General features: G+C 65.6%; 11 protein-coding genes and 1 pseudogene. 5 read left to right on the top strand and 7 right to left on the bottom strand.

Annotated elements, in window-relative coordinates; translation table 11 throughout:
- Window positions 1–2 precede the first annotated feature (2 nt).
- Window positions 3–1,034 carry a hypothetical protein gene (locus tag ACWMMN_RS19220; RefSeq protein WP_486423797.1) on the top strand — a complete coding sequence of 344 codons (1,032 nt, stop codon included), beginning with the start codon at window positions 3–5 and terminating at the stop codon, window positions 1,032–1,034.
- Window positions 1,031–1,861 (top strand): hypothetical protein, encoded by an 831-nt coding sequence (locus ACWMMN_RS19215; protein ID WP_486423796.1) that lies wholly within the window; start codon window positions 1,031–1,033, stop codon window positions 1,859–1,861. The genes ACWMMN_RS19220 and ACWMMN_RS19215 overlap by 4 nt, the downstream gene beginning before the upstream one ends.
- Window positions 1,862–2,284: 423 nt before the next feature.
- Here the strand turns inward: ACWMMN_RS19215 and ACWMMN_RS19210 are convergent, their stop codons facing one another.
- A complete protein-coding gene (locus ACWMMN_RS19210) occupies window positions 2,285–3,205 on the bottom strand; it encodes a LysR substrate-binding domain-containing protein (protein WP_059239062.1) in 921 nt (306 codons plus the stop codon).
- A gap of 147 nt (window positions 3,206–3,352) precedes the next feature.
- Between ACWMMN_RS19210 and ACWMMN_RS19205 the strand changes: the two genes are divergently transcribed.
- Window positions 3,353–3,778, top strand: coding sequence for a PACE efflux transporter (locus ACWMMN_RS19205; RefSeq protein ID WP_059240907.1), 426 nt, complete (start codon window positions 3,353–3,355; stop codon window positions 3,776–3,778).
- 38 nt (window positions 3,779–3,816) lie between these two features.
- Here ACWMMN_RS19205 and ACWMMN_RS19200 read toward each other — a convergent pair whose 3' ends face one another.
- From ACWMMN_RS19200 to ACWMMN_RS19175, 6 genes and pseudogenes are all read right to left on the bottom strand, one after another.
- Entirely contained in the window at window positions 3,817–4,581 is a 765-nt protein-coding gene (locus ACWMMN_RS19200; protein WP_486423795.1) for a hypothetical protein, read from the bottom strand.
- 129 nt (window positions 4,582–4,710) lie between these two features.
- Complete coding sequence (locus ACWMMN_RS19195) at window positions 4,711–5,337, bottom strand: trimeric intracellular cation channel family protein (protein WP_174993870.1); 627 nt, start codon at window positions 5,335–5,337, stop codon at window positions 4,711–4,713.
- A gap of 296 nt (window positions 5,338–5,633) precedes the next feature.
- Entirely contained in the window at window positions 5,634–6,581 is a 948-nt protein-coding gene (locus ACWMMN_RS19190; RefSeq protein WP_059239056.1) for a choline ABC transporter substrate-binding protein, read from the bottom strand.
- A gap of 103 nt (window positions 6,582–6,684) precedes the next feature.
- Window positions 6,685–7,683 carry a GlxA family transcriptional regulator gene (locus ACWMMN_RS19185; RefSeq protein ID WP_046549694.1) on the bottom strand — a complete coding sequence of 333 codons (999 nt, stop codon included), beginning with the start codon at window positions 7,681–7,683 and terminating at the stop codon, window positions 6,685–6,687.
- Window positions 7,684–7,792: 109 nt separating this feature from the next.
- Window positions 7,793–8,689, bottom strand: coding sequence for a choline ABC transporter permease subunit (gene choW / locus ACWMMN_RS19180; protein ID WP_059239052.1), 897 nt, complete (start codon window positions 8,687–8,689; stop codon window positions 7,793–7,795).
- A pseudogene (locus tag ACWMMN_RS19175) lies at window positions 8,682–10,133 on the bottom strand (quaternary amine ABC transporter ATP-binding protein); the annotation flags it as partial. The pseudogene ACWMMN_RS19175 and the gene choW, both read right to left, overlap by 8 nt.
- Before the next feature lie 335 nt (window positions 10,134–10,468).
- Here ACWMMN_RS19175 and ACWMMN_RS19170 point away from each other — a divergent pair.
- Both ACWMMN_RS19170 and ACWMMN_RS19165 read left to right on the top strand, forming a co-directional pair.
- A complete protein-coding gene (locus ACWMMN_RS19170; RefSeq protein WP_486423794.1) occupies window positions 10,469–13,849 on the top strand; it encodes a DUF2339 domain-containing protein in 3,381 nt (1,126 codons plus the stop codon).
- Window positions 13,846–15,204 carry a DUF3999 domain-containing protein gene (locus ACWMMN_RS19165; RefSeq protein WP_486423793.1) on the top strand — a complete coding sequence of 453 codons (1,359 nt, stop codon included), beginning with the start codon at window positions 13,846–13,848 and terminating at the stop codon, window positions 15,202–15,204. Before ACWMMN_RS19170 ends, ACWMMN_RS19165 begins: the two co-directional genes overlap by 4 nt.
- Window positions 15,205–15,267: the final 63 nt, after the last annotated feature.

Below are 15,267 nucleotides of genomic sequence, written 5' to 3'. Positions count from 1 at the left end.
TCATGGAACAACAAACGCAAAGTCGGACCAGCCCGAATAACCCGACGACCGAAGTGGCGGCGATTGCCGACCTTGATTATGTAACTGTGGTTGGTTGCTCTAACCCGGCTTTCTATGTACGCGCCAGGAAGGGCAACAGGATGATGTTCATCAATCAAGGGATACGGCAGTTGCGCCAATACCCGGATGGGACGCCGGACTATGCGATTCAGCGTGTTTTTCTGATTTTCTCGAAGGACTATCCGCGCAAGCTTCTGGACGAACTTAAGAAAATTGTAGAGGTTGGCTATTGCGCCAGCTATCAAGAACTGACTGATGTTGCCGATCTCGTCACATTCATTGCAGCAAGTCGAAGCAAGAAACGGCTGATCAAGCAGCTAGATATCTTCTCGCATGGCCTCGTGCACAGCATCGAATTCGGATACGACGTCGGCGAGTCATGGCAAACCCGCTACGGGCTGAATCAGGCGCGCATGCTGGCGCCATTGGCGTTCGATGATGATGCAACCATATTCTCGTACGCGTGCCGTACGGGGCTTGGGCACGACATAGGAGCAAAACTCGATCCCGGGGAGGACCCCAGGTATGAAGAGAGCCTCGCACAGGTCATGGCTGATGCGGGTGATGTGGAAGTACAGGCTTTTCCTCGAAGGTCCAACTATGACGAAACTTATGGGACCCGGGGGGAACTCGTTGCGGCACAGAAGACGCTGCCGAAGATTGGCGAATATGAACGAGCTGTCGATGCCTACGATCGTCAGATGGCCGCTTATCGGAAACGAACATTGGCATTGGGAAAGGGGCCCATGAACGAAATTCCAGGAGAGCCTCCACCCACACCACCCGCTAGACCTTACACCGACCGGGAATTCCAGTTGGCAAAGCATATGGAGGCGCGGCGTCAACATGAAAAAGACGTGGCCATCGGTCTGCCTCTGGACCCGTTGGGCGCCGTGAATCCCGTCAGGTCAGGCAGTACGCCAGAGGGATTGCCCATGGGACTTCATACTTTCAGACCAAAAGCGCGCGCATGAACAAAAGAATCGCGGCGCTAATCGTAATGATGACACTGGCAACTCTTTTTGCAAGCCGGACGACGATCAGCGGGAAATCCATGAACGAAAAAATCATGATGCGAGTATTGGAAGATGACCCTCCATTCGATGCCACTCAGTGGTTTGCCAATGGCATGTATCAGCGAATCTCTCTAAAAGATGAAGACAAGGTCTACTACCCGAGAGGGGTGCAGTATAACGACACCACAATGCTTCGAATATCCCCACCTCCATTTACCGACGAGCAAGTTGAAATCCTTCAAATGAGGATAGTCCGCGCCCTCAAAGGTGAAATATTTCCGGCAGACTTTCCTCCTAAGGTTCCGCCCTCGGTCGACGAACTTGGCTTGGATTCCGATTTCGATCCCAGGCCACAGATCGTCTATCTCAGCAGTGGATTCATGGACTTTGGGGACGACAAGCCCAAGGTACCCGTCGACTACTACACCTTCTACACCCTGCTGGAAGGAAAGCGCTTCTATGTCTTTATTCATCGTAACGGAGCGACAGGTGAGATCCTTCTCACTTCCCGCTCACGCAGCAGTCATATCCCCGAAGACGAGGAAGAACGTCGGTTCCAGCCGTTGCAATCCAAAGCCGATCTCCAGTCCAGGCTGGACGAGCCTGGCTGGAAACAGCGCTCCGGCGAACTCTGTCCGTGGCCCGGTACGTGGGAATGCCTGGAGTTGCCGGTAGGCAAGCAGACGTTTGCTCACAACATGCCGTTTCCAAAGATCAAAGGGCAGGATGTCACGTGGCGCTTTGTTCCACCAACACGCCGGACCTGGCGCTGCCCAGGAACTTGAGTTGGCAAGGAATATGCGGGTGTGACGTCAATATGAAAAAGACGTGGACATCATTTTTCCCCTGGACTCGTTGGGTGCCACAAATCCAGTCAAATCGGGTAGTACGTCATAAGGGTTGCCCGTGGGACTTCGTGCTTTCAGGCGAAGAGCGCGTTCATGAAAAAAACCTCGGTTTTAATTGCGGCTATGGTACTGGCTGCTCTTATTACGGGCTGGATGGCGAATGAAGGGAATTTCATGAACGAAAGAATCATGATGTGAATATTGGAAGATGATTCACTATTCGATGCTACACAGTGGCTTGCCAACGGTATGTATCAGCGGGTTGGCAAGCAGGCGTTTGCTCATAACATGCCGTTTCCAAAGATCAACAGGCAGGATGTAACGTGGCGTTTTGCTCCACCCTCGCATTGAGCCCTGCTTTCACAGTCTGGCCATCCGCGCCACCGCCGCACGCGTGCGTGCAATTTCCGCTTCGAGCCAGTCGAGAAACCGCCTGACCTGCGGCTCGCGCTCCCGCCCGGGGCGGCACAGCGCGACGAAACGCGCGCCGTCGAGCCGCACCGACGGCTCGATCGGCATCAGCGCCCCGCGCTCGACGTGCTCGGCGGCCAGCACCGAACTGAGCAGCGCGACACCCTGCCCGTGCAGCACGGCCTGCAACGCGTAATGCTCGTCGTCGTAGTGACGGAATACTGCGCGTTCGAGCCACGCTTCGCGGCCCGCCGCGCGGCACCACGATGCCCAGTCGACCGACACCGGCAACGGCGTATCCCATACGGTCTCGATCAAGTCGAGCGGCTCGTCAGGGCGATGCGCATCGAACCCGGCAGCCGCGTACGCGCCGAAATACTCGTCGATCAGCGCAATCTCGTGCAGCGCGGGAAACGTGCGCGACGTCGCGCGAATCGCGAGATCGATCCGCGCATCGCGTTCGAGATCGGCAAGCGTGTTGCCCGTTTCGACCTTGATGTGCAGGTGCGGATCGACACGACGAAACGCGCCTAGACGCGGAATCAGCCACATCGCCGCAAAGGCGGGCGTGGTGGTCAGCACGAGCGTGCGCTCGCCGGAAGTGTCGGGCCGCACCGCATCCAGCCCTCGACCGAGCGCGAGCAACGCATCGTGGCTCGTGCGAAACAGTTGCTCCCCTGCCGCCGTCAGCCGCACGCCGCTCGCGCCGCGCTCGAACAGCAACACGCCGAGCCGGCTTTCGAGCGACTTGATCTGGTGCGACACGGCGGCCGGCGTCACCGACAGTTCGTCCGCGGCGGCCTTGAACGTGCCGAGCCGCGCCGACGACTCGAATACACGCAATGCGGTCAGGGGAATTTTCGAGAACACGGGGCCTCGCTGGCCGGATCCGGCCGGGTTGAATTCGATTCAATCGGGGTGAGATTAGGTGAATTGAAGCGGGCGTGCAACGCGGGTAGCCTTGCGGGACGTCGCGGCACGATGCCGCGGCGGGTGCCGTCGAACCGGAGGAACAACGTGCAAGGCCTACCGCGCAGGATCACGCAGGCGGTGCTCTACGAAGCGATCGCCATTTCCTGCATCTCGCCCGCGATCGCGGCGATCTTCAAGCAGGATCTCGTCTATTCGGGCGCGCTGTCGGCGACGATGTCGGCGATCGCGCTGCTGTGGAACATGATCTTCAACGCGCTGTTCGAGCGCTGGGAAGCATCGCGCCGGCAGCCGGCGCGTACGCTCGGGCGGCGGATCCTGCATGCGACCGGATTCGAAGGCGGGCTGATCTTCATTCTCGTGCCGGTCGTGTCGTGGTGGCTCGACATCTCGTGGTTCGACGCGTTCGTCGTCGATATCGGGCTGTTCGCATTTTTCTTCTGCTACGCGTTCGTGTTCCAGTGGGCGTTCGATCGCGTATTCGATGTGCCGGCGGCGACGAAGGGGTTGTGACGCGGGCGCATGGCGCTCGTTGTAGATGACAGGGGCGATCAGATCCGGTCGAAGTTGAACGGCGTCACGTCCGGCAAGCCGTCGACCCACTGTATGTCGACGCCGCACCACGCGCCGATCATGCCGGCCGTGCGGCGCGCTTGCTCGCCATCGTTGATCCGCCCCATCAGGTCGATCGGCCGGTGGTTGCGAAACACGAGCACGAGCTGCGCCAGATCGTTCTGGATCCTCACCAGCGAGCCGCCCACGACTGCGCCGTCGATGCTTCGCCGACCGCCGACCAGCAGATGCGCCAGATCGCGGCACGCGTAGGTATTCAGCACCGGCTTGCGCAGCAGGCGCGTGGTGCTGATATCGATCCACCGTTCGTCGTCACGCCAGCAGAAGCGGGTTTCGCGCAGCGGGCCGGCGAACCAGCGCGAACGCATCAGCTTGCGGCCGATCCAGATCAGCAGCGCGCCCACTCCGACGATGAACACACCGAAGACGCCGAGCCCGAGCCATTCGTACCATGCTTGCAATTCGTCGCCGGTCACGCTTCCGGCAAGCAGCGGTACGCCGGTCATGCAGGCCAGTCCCAACGCACTCAGGCCAAAGCCGAACGACCACCACACGAAGTGACCGACGCGCATGCGCCGCGGCGACAGGATCAGGTTTCGACCGTCGGGCACGCACGCATAACCGGCCTCGAACACCCACCGGTCCGGCGTCAGCGGCCAGATCATCATGCAGAGCAGGCCGAGTGCGGCAAGCACCAGCGTGGTCCAGCCCAGGATTGCTTCGACGAGAGGCGACATAGGCATACCCGATTGCGATCCGCTGCACTGCGCGAAACGGACGTCCGGTCCGGTTCAATCGTCGCGATGCTGTCCGATCCCCCGCCGGGCGGCAAGCGGATGCGACAGTGTGAAATATCTTTCTGGAACGGCTTCTTACGCGCCGGCGGCGATTTTCGGCAGCTGCCAGCCGTAGCGCACGGCCGCCATCCGCAGCGCAAAGCACGCGATGCCGCCGAGCACGGCCGCGCCGACGGGCGGGCATCCGAGCCGCCTGCACGACACGACAACGACCGCGCCCAGCAGCGCCGCGCTCGCATAGATATCCGTGACCAGCACGACCGGTATCCGCGCGAGCAGCACGTCGCGCACGACGCCGCCGCCGCAACCGGTCACGGCGCCCATCAGCGTCGCGATGAACGGGTGGACGCGGAATTCGAGCGCCTTCACCGCGCCCGCGACCGCAAACAACGCGAGGCCGGCCGCATCGAGCGTCGTGAGCATCGACGGCGAAAACTCGGCCACCCGCGCATGAAAGACGAACGCGAACAACCCGGCCGCGAACGCGAGCGCCGGATAACGCCAGTCGCTGACGGCACTGGGCGGCCGCGCGCCAATCAGCAGGTCGCGGATCACGCCGCCGCCAAGCGCGACGACGAGCGACAACACCATCACGCCGAACAGGTCGAGCCCGGCGCCGATCGCCGCATTGGCGCCCTCGATCGCGAATACCACCGTGCCCGCGAGATCGGCGGCGAGCACGACTTGTTCGATGCGCTTCATGCGCGTGAATGGCCGCGATGCGGCATCGTCCGGCTGCAGCCTGCGTCGCGACGCGCTGACGCGCCGTTCGGCCGCCTGTCGGCTTCCTGCCGCCATCCGGACACTTCAAACGTACTGCGGATCATTGCCGCCTCCTCGATCGGGATCGAGCAGTCTAGCGCATCGTCCGCTCACCGACGGGCCGCGCGTGACGCGACAAGCAAAAAGCCGGCGGAAGCAGGATGGGCATCCCGCTTCCGCCGGCTCGAGAACACGTCAGGCTTCCGGCCGAAACCGCACAGCCCGATGCGTCAGGCTCAATGCACGCCGAGGTAGGCCTTCACCGCCGGCAGACCCGGCTTGCCGTCGAGCGTCGTCACGCCGGCGAGCCACTTGTCGAGCGCCTGCGGGTTCGCCTTCAGCCACTCGGCCGCCGCCTTGTTCGGGTCTTCCTTGTTCATGATCGGCACCATCACGTGGTTCTCGATCGTCGTCGTGAACTGCAGGTTCGACACGAACTTCGCGACGTTCGGGCAGCGCTGCGAGTAGTCGGGCGGCGTGGCCGTCAGCACCTTCGCTTCGCCGTAGTTCGGACCGAACACGTCGTCGCCGCCGGTCAGGTAATCGATCTTCATCTGCACGTTCATCGGATGCGGTTCCCAGCCGAGAAACACGATCCACTGCTTGTCGCGCGCCGCCCGGTTCACCTCGACCAGCATCCCGGCCTCGCTCGACTCGACCAGCTTGAACTTGCCGAGCCCGAACTGGTTGCTGTCGATCATCTTCTTGATCAACTGGTTGCCGTCGTTGCCCGGCTCGATCCCGTAGATCTTGCCGTTGAGCTTGTCGGCGTACTTCTGGATGTCCGCGAACGACTTCAGGCCACCCTGGTACACATAGTCGGGCACCGCCAGCGTGTATTTCGCGCCGGTCAGGTTCGGCGTCGCGAGCACCTTGATCGTGCCGGCCTTCGTGAACGGCTGGATGATCGGGTCCATCGTCGGCGACCAGTAGCCGAGGAACACGTCGATCTGCTTGCTCTTGATCCCGGCGAACGTGATCGGCACCGAGGCGATCGTCTTCGTCGGGTTGTAGCCGAGGCCCTGCAGCATCGTCGACGCGAGACCCGTGGTCGCCGCGATGTCGGACCAGCCGACATCCGCGAAGCGCACGTTCTTGCATACGGGCGGATCGGCCGCATAAACGGCCGACATCGGCGCGGTTATCCCGATTCCGCACACCGCTGCGATCAATAGGCGCTTCATCTTGCTTCTCCTCAAAGTGATGTCGTTTGCTTGAATGCGGGATCGTTTATTGAAGCCGCGCGCCGCGATCCCGGCGACGTCGCGGACCGGATGCATCCGTCGATCAGCGCCCCGGCAACCGGCGCTCGTAGCTCGGCGCGTGGCCGAACTGCGCGCGGTAGGCTTTGCTGAAATGACATGGCGAATGAAAGCCGCAAACCGTCGTCACGCGCGCGATCGACGCGTCGGTCGTGCGCAGCAGGTCGCGCGCGCGTTTCAGGCGCAGCGTCAGGTAATAGTGGGTCGGCGATACGTTCAAATACACCTTGAACATCCGCTGCAGGTGCCGCTGCGACAGCCGCACGAGCCGCGCGAGTTCCTCGAGCGACAGCGGCTCCTCGATGTTCGCTTCCATCAGCCGCACGACCTCGATCAGCTCGGCGCGCGAGAAGCCGACACGTGCATCCACCGGAATCGGCTGCGTATCGGTCGAGCTGCGGATGCGCTCCAGGATGAACTGCTCGGACACCTGCGCGGCCAGTTGCTGGCCGAAGCGCATGCCGACGAGATTCAGCATCAGGTCGAGCGGCGCGGTGCCGCCGGTACAGGTCAGCCGGTCGCGGTCGACGACGAACAGCTCGTCGGCGAAGCCGACCTGCGGAAACTCGGAATGCAGCGCCGACAGGTTCTCCCAGTGCACGGTACAGCGATAGCCGTCGAGCAGCCCGCTCGACATCAGCGCGTACGCGCCCGTGCAGATGCCGCCGAGCGGCAGCCCGCGTTCGGCGAGCGCCGCGAGCGTGTCGCGTGCGCCCTCGTCTACCACGTCGCGGATACGGATGCCGCCGCACACGATCATCACGTCGGGCAGGTTCGTGTAGTCGAGCGCCTGCGTGGGCCGCACCGCGATACCGTTGCTGGCGTGTGCGGGTGCGCCGTCGAGCGAGTAGATCGACCACTTGTAGTGGTCGGCGCGCCCGACGTAATTCGCCATCCGAAGCACTTCGACCGCGCTCGAGAACGCAATCATCGAGAAGTTCGGCAGCGTCAGGAAGCCGAAATGGGCGAGGGACGAAACCGGTGAAACGCAGGCGGCGGGCGCGACAGCGACGGCGGACGTCACATCGGTCTCCTGGCGAGGAGGTTGCAGGGGGCCACCCCCGCGGCCGAAGCCGCGGAAGTCGTTATCTATATTCAGGGTGAGCGGCCGGAGGCACTCCGGCCGCCGGAGGTCACGCCTGTGCGGGCGCAGCCTTCACACGAAAGAGCTGCTTGAGACCGGCGAACAGCGGTGCCTTCACGGTGCCCGGCGCGCGGCCGAAGCTTTCGGTGATGCGGTCGAGAATGATCGCGAGCAGCACGACCGACAGACCGCTTTCGAAACCGAGGCCGATGTCGAGGCGCTGGATACTGGCGAGCACGTCGTTGCCGAGACCACCCGCGCCGACCATCGACGCGATGATCACCATCGACAGCGCCATCATGATCGTCTGGTTCACGCCCTGCATGATCGACGGCAGCGCATTCGGGAACTGCACCTTGTACAGCAGCTGCCACGGCGTGCAGCCGAACGCCTGGCCGGCTTCGACGATCTCGCGGTTCACGTGGCGGATACCGAGGCTCGTCAGGCGCACCGCCGGCGGCATCGCGAAGATCACCGTCGACAGGATCCCCGGCACGCGGCCGAGACCGAACAGCATCGCGGCCGGAATCAGGTAGACGAAGGCCGGCATCGTCTGCATCAGGTCGAGGATCGGGCGCACGATCGCGGCAACCCACTTGCTCTTCGCGGCCCAGACGCCGAGCGGAATGCCGAGCACGAGGCTGATGATCGTCGAAGACAGCGTGAGGCCGAGCGTGATGACCGTTTGATCCCAGAAACCCGTCGCGAAGATCAGCAGCAACGACGCGGTGGTGAACAGCGCGAAGCGCCAGCCCACCCGCCACAGCCCGACGCCGATGAAGATCGCCATCATCAGCCACATCGGGATCGCCTGCAGGCTGTGCTCGACGAATGCCGCGAGACCTTCGATCGCCTGACCGATCGCGTCGAACGTCTTCGCATCGTGGTCGAGCAGGTAGTGAACGGACTGGTCGACCCAGGTACCGAGCGGAATCATTTCAGACATGGGAGCCTCGCGAACGCGTGATGGCCTTCAGGATGAGTGCACGGTCGACCGAGCCGCAGTAGCAGCCGTCGTCGTCGACGACGGGCAGTGCATTCGGGCTGGCGACCACACGCGCGACGACATGTTCGAGCGACGCGTCGCGCCGGATGCTTTCGATCGGCCGCACCGACGGGGTGTCCTGACCGATCGCGTCGCGCGTGACGAAGCCGCGGATCTTGCGGGCGGCGTCGAGCACGAACGCGTATTCGGCGCTGCCGTTCAGCGTCGCCGCGACGTTCGCGGCATCGCACTTCGACATGATCGGCACGGCGCCCGTCTGCATCAGGTCGCCGGCCGTGAGGTAGCGGCTGGTGTCGATGCCGTCGAAGAACGCACGCACGTAATCGTCGGCCGGGTTCGCGATGATGTCCTGCGGCGTGCCGACCTGCACGAGGCGGCCACCCTCCATGATCGCGATGCGGTTGCCGATGCGCAGCGCTTCTTCCAGATCGTGCGACACGAACATGATCGTGCGGCGCTGTTCCTTCTGCAGTTGCAGCAGCACATCCTGCATTTCGCGGCGCTTGAGCGGGTCGAGCGCGGAGAACGCCTCGTCCATGATCATCAGCGACGGGTTCACGGCCAGCGCACGGGCGAGGCCGACACGCTGCTGCATGCCACCCGACAACTCGGACGGCAGCTTGTGCGAGAACGGCGCCAGGCCGACCTGCTCGAGCACTTCCATCGCGCGGCGTTCGCGTTCCTTCTTGCCCATGCCCGCGACTTCCAGGCCGAATGCGGCATTCGACACCACGGTGCGATGCGGCATCAGCGCGAACGACTGGAACACCATGCTCATGTCCTTGCGGCGCAGCGCGGTCAGCGCCGAGCGGCGCGCCGACGCGACGTCGAGCCCGTCGATCATCACCTTGCCGGCGCTCGGATCGACCAGCCGGTTCACGAGGCGGATCAGCGTGGACTTGCCGGAGCCGGACAGGCCCATCAATACAAAAATTTCGCCTTCCTGCACATCGAAGGAGACGTTGTGCACGCCGACGACCTGACCGGTGCGCTTGAGCACATCGTCTTTCGTCGCGCCGGCGGCGAGCATGTCGAGCGCCTGCTGCGGATTGCTTCCAAACACCTTGCACAGACCTTCGACCACGACCTTGGGGGCATCCATCGAAACCTTCTCCTCGTGTAGCGGGGACTCGCGCTTGTCATAGCGTGCCTACATAGTTGCCAGAAAAAACCCCGACCTGCCGACGAATTACGACAAACGCTTGCGCAAATACGACACGGGCTCCAGCCCCGCCTGGCGGGCCGCGCCATGCGGCGGCACCCGATTGCGGCGGCGCAGTACGCGCACACCCAGCAACGGCGGGCGTCGCCCGTCGGACTTGTGCGCAGCAGCGCGGCGCGCATCGCACGAGAATTTGCGCCAATGCGCATCGGCCGCACGTCGCTTTCCGACAAATTCACGTCCGATCCGGCGGCGATCTGCTCAGACGAAAACACGTATCGCATTCGCCGGTAAAAAGCATGACCGTGCAAAAAGCCGTTCGACGACACCGGACGGCGCACGCCGCGATACCGCGCGAAGCCCGGAAATCCGCGACGGGCCGCTGTGATACATTCCCCGCAAACACGCTGATCGCGACGTTGCCGCAGGCCTTTCGCACGAGGGTCCACCCACACGGCGCGCGCATGCCGGTTCGCCTGCCGGCCGTGCTGAAACCGCCTCGATCCGGTGCGATCCGCGATCGATGGACGATAACGATAGTGAGAGGGAGCAAGGCGTTGAACTGGGCATTCGCCGTAATCGGTTTCGTCGTGGGCGGCATCGCCGCCCTGATCGGGGATTTCTCGGCCGCGAACGGCTCGCTGCTCGGGGCCGCCGTCGGGTTCTGCATCGGTCACGCGCTGCAGCAGCACAAGCTCAAGAACAAGCCAGCCGCGCCCGATGCGTTCGCGATGTCCGCGACCCCGACGCCCACGCCGTTGCCGCTTGCCGATCGCGTCGCGCGCCTCGAAGCGACCGTCGACACGCTCACGCGCGAACTCGACGCGTTGCGCGCCCAGTTGGCAGGCGCGAAGGCCGGCGCGGCAACCGCCGGTGGCGTCGCGCAAACGGCGTCGGCCGGTGCGGCAGCCGCGCCGCCGTCGCCGCCCGTCCCGACGCCGCCCGTACAACCCGCACAACCTGCCATTGCACGGGCAGCCACACCGGCCGCCACCTCGGTACCGGCGCCTGCCGCACCGCCCGCGCCAGCATCCGCGGCACGCCCGGGCGCACCGGCGCCTGCTCCCGTCAACACCACGGCAACGCCCCCCGCCGCACCGGCCCGCCCTGCCCCGCCCGCGCCGCCCGAACCCGGCATCGTCGACCGTGCATTCGGCGCCGCGCGCGACTGGCTGCTCGGCGGCAACACGGTGGTGCGCGTCGGGATCATCGTGCTGTTCTTCGGCGTCGCGTTCCTGCTCAAGTACGCGGCCGACAACAACATGCTGCCGATCGAATTCCGCCTCGCGGGCACGGCGCTCGCCGCGGCCGCGCTGCTCGCGATCGGCTGGCGCGTGCGCGCGCGACGCGCCGCGTACGGCCTCGTGCTGCAGGGTGGCGGCGTCGGCATCCTGTACCTGACGATCTTCGCCGCGACCAAGCTTTACGCGCTGCTGCCCGTCGGCGCCGCGTTCCCGCTGATGGTCGCGGTCTGCGCGCTGAGCGCGTTCCTCGCGGTGCGGCAGAACGCGCTGCCGCTCGCGTTCATGGGCAGCGCAGGCGGCTTCCTCGCGCCGGTGCTGCTGTCGACCGGCCAGGGCAACCACGTCGCGCTGTTCAGCTACTACGCGCTGCTGAACGCGGGTATCTTCGCGATCGCGTGGTTCAAGGCCTGGCGCCCGCTGAACCTGCTCGGCTTCGTGTTCACGTTCACGATCGGCTCCGCGTGGGGCGTGACGGCCTATCGTCCCGCACTGTTCGCGAGCACCGAGCCGTTCCTGATCCTGTTCTTCCTGATGTATGTCGGCATCGCGCTGCTGTATGCGGTGAAACGCGAACTCGCGCTACGGCACTACGTCGACGGCACGCTCGTGTTCGGCACGCCGATCGTCGCGACCGCGCTGCAGGCGTCGCTCGTGAAGGGCATGCCATTCGGGCTCGCGTGGAGCGCGGTCGCGCTGTCGGCGTTCTACGTCGCGGTCGCGGCCTGGCTCGCGCGGCGCCGCGACCGCCTCGGATTGCTGTTCGAATCGATGCTCGCGCTCGCGGTGATCTTCGCGACGCTGGCCGTACCGCTCGCATTCTCGGGCCCGACGACCAGCGCCGCGTGGGCGATCGAAGGCGCGGCCATCGTATGGCTCGCCGTGCGCCAGAAGCGCCTGCTGCCGTTCGGCTTCGGTCTGCTGATGCAGGTCGCCGCGGCCGGCGCGTTCTTCACCAGCCTGCTCGGGGCGGCCGACACCACCACGCTGCCCGTACTCAACAGCCCGTACATCGCGATGCTGCTGATCGCGCTGGCCGGCGTGTTTACCGGCTGGTGGCTGCACGGACGCGACGACGCGCGCGCGTGGCACGCGTGGATGCCTGAAATCGGTGCTGCCGCTGCCGCATGGGGACTGCTGTGGTGGGTCAGCGGCGGGCTGCACGAGATCCTCGTTTATGCGAGCCGTCACGTCGACCTGCATGTCGATCGCTTCGTCGTCGATACGACCGCGCTGTTCGCCGCCGGCACCGCGTGGCTCGCGCATGTCGCGCGCCGCCGGCTTGCGTGGCCGCTCGCCGAATGGCCCGCGCTCGCGCTGGCGCCGGTGCTCGCCCTGCTCGCGCTGCGCGCGTTCGATGCGCATGAAGCGCCGCTGTCCGGCATGGGTGCGTTCGCGTGGCCCATCGTCGTCGGCGCGGGTCTTGCGCTGCTGTGGCGCCAGTCGCGCGGCACGGCCGGCGCCGAGACCGCGAACGGCACGGTGCCATCGATCGCTGCCGGCATCATCGCGCCGCTGCATACGCTGACGTTCTGGACCCTGTGCGGGCTGCTGTCGCTCGAAGGGTTCTGGCGCCTGCGCGCGTTCGTCCCCGAAGGGGCATGGAGCTGGAGCGCGTGGGCGTACGGCTTCGGCGCGCTGCTCCTGCTCGTGTCGGGCCCCGGCTCGCGCCTGCGCTGGCCCGTCGCGGCGTTCCCGCGCGCCTACCAGGTGTGGGGCGCGGCGCCGCTCGCCGCGCTGCTGTGGCTGTGGAGCCTCGCCAGCACGATCAGCGACGGCAGCGCCGCGCCGCTCTTCTGGCTGCCGCTGCTCAATCCGCTCGACGTCGCGCAGTGCCTCGTCTTCGTTGCATTCGCCGTATGGCTGCGCCGCCTGAAAACGCTCGGCATCGCGTGGCATCCGCGCGTCGTCGACTATGCGGCGCTCGCGACCGTGTTCCTGTGGTTCAACGTGCTGATGCTGCGCACGCTGCATCACCGTTTCCACCTGGGTTACGACGTCGACACCGTGCTGTCGTCGTTCGGCATCCAGCAGGTGTTCATGGTCGGCTGGAGCCTGTTCGCGTTCGCCGGGATGTGGCTGACGCGCCGCGACGGCATCGCCCGTATCTGTGCGTTCGCGTCGCTGCCGCTGATCGTCGTGATGTGGGTGTGGACCTTCTACGCAAACTTCACGCAGGACGGCGGAAGCTGGGCGCGCGTGCCGCTCTTCAATCCGCTCGATCTCGTGCTCGTGGTCGTCTATGCGCTTGCCGCATCGTGGTTCGTGCGTGCGCGCAAGCTCGGCTGGTCGTTCGGCAAGTACCGCGTCGAACTGCTGAGCGCGGCCGGCGCCACCGCGTTCCTGTGGCTGAACGCGATCCTGCTGCGCACGCTGCACCACTGGGCCGGCGTGCCGTACGAATTCGGCGCGATGGCCGAATCGACGCTCGTGCAGGCGTCGGTGTCCGTGTACTGGACCCTCTGCGCGCTCGCGATCACGATCTGGGCCACGCGCCGCGGACTGCGCCCGCTGTGGTTCGTCGGCGCCGCCCTGCTCGCGCTGACGGTCGTCAAGCTGTTCCTGTTCGACCTGTCGCACGTGACCGGGATCGAGCGCATCGTGTCGTTCATCGGCATCGGCGTGCTGCTGCTGCTGATCGGGTATTTCTCGCCGCTGCCGCCGAAGGCCGCCGCGCAACAGGACGACCAGCCATGAAGCGACTCGCCGCCCTGCTCGGACTGAGCCTGCTCGCGTCGTTCGCGGCCGCCGACGGTGCGCCGGACGCCGGACGCGTCACGCAACGCTTCGCGCTCGACCTCGACGGCAGCGCCGCGTATTACCAGCTCACCGTGCCGCAGCCCGTGTATGCGGCGAGCCGGCGCGACGATCTCGGCGACGTGCGCATCTTCAACGGTGCGGGCGAGCCGGTGCCGTATTCGCTCGATGCCCCCGTCGCGGCCGCGCCCGCCGTACCGCCGGCGCGCACGCCGGTGCACTGGTTTCCGCTGCCGCCCGCCCGCGCCGATAACGGCAACGCGCCGCTCGGCGTGACGGTCGGCCCGGACGGCGCGCTGCGCGCGGCGACCGCCGCACCGGCGCGCACGAAGCACGGCGCCGATCTCGTCGACCTGTCGCATGCGGACGGCACCCTCGATGCGCTGCTCGTGCATGTGGGTGACGCCAGCTACCAGGGGCGTGTCGCGATCGAAGCGAGCGACGACCTGCGCAGTTGGCGGTCGCTCGGCAGCACACAGCTGCTGAAGGTCGGCCGCGGCGACGACATGCTGGTGCAGGAACGCATCGCGCTCGAAGGCGCGGCGCCGCGCTACCTGCGGCTGGACTGGCTCGACGGCGCGCCCGCGATCGCGTCGATCGACGTCGAGACGCATCCGCGCGACAGTCGCGGGACCGATACCGCATCCGTGCCGCGCCAGTGGCGCGACGCCGTGCGTGTGCACGCCGGCAGCGCGCCGGGCGAGTATCTGTTCGACACCGACGGCGCGTATCCGGTCGATCGCGTACGCATCGACCTGCCGCAGCCGAACACCGTCGCACGCGCGACGCTGCAGAGCCGCCCCGATGCACAGGCGCCGTGGCGCGACGTTGCGGGCGCCGTGCTGTTCCGGCTGCAGGGCAAGGCCGGCGAGCAGCGCAATCCGCCGCTCGAATTCGCGGCGAATACGGATCGCGCATGGCGGATCGTCGTCGACATGCGCAACGGCGGGTTCGGCGGCGGCCAGCCGGCCATCGCGGTCGGCTGGCATCCTGCCGCGCTGACCTTCGTCGCGCGCGGCACGCCGCCGTTTACGCTCGGCGTCGGCGATGCGTCGCTCGTGTCGTCGGCCGTGAGCCGCGATGCGATGCTGGTCGGCATGGCGCCCGAAGTGCGGCCCGCGCGGGTCGGTGCGGCGCTGCCGGTATCGGCGGTCGCGCCGGTGCCGGCAGCCGATACCGACGCGACGCGCCGCTACGTGCTGTGGGGCGCGCTGGTTGTCGCGGTGGGCGTGCTCGGCACGATCGCATGGCGGCTCGCGAAAGGCGGCGGCGACACGCGCGGCCGCGACGACTGACATCCCGCGTCTTTATGCGGCGTTTATCCGGCACACCTGTTTCTTTCGACGCTCGCAACGCGT

The organism is Burkholderia cepacia complex sp. TUM26381 (genome assembly GCF_057439935.1).
This window is presented reverse-complemented; position numbering and strand designations above follow the sequence as displayed.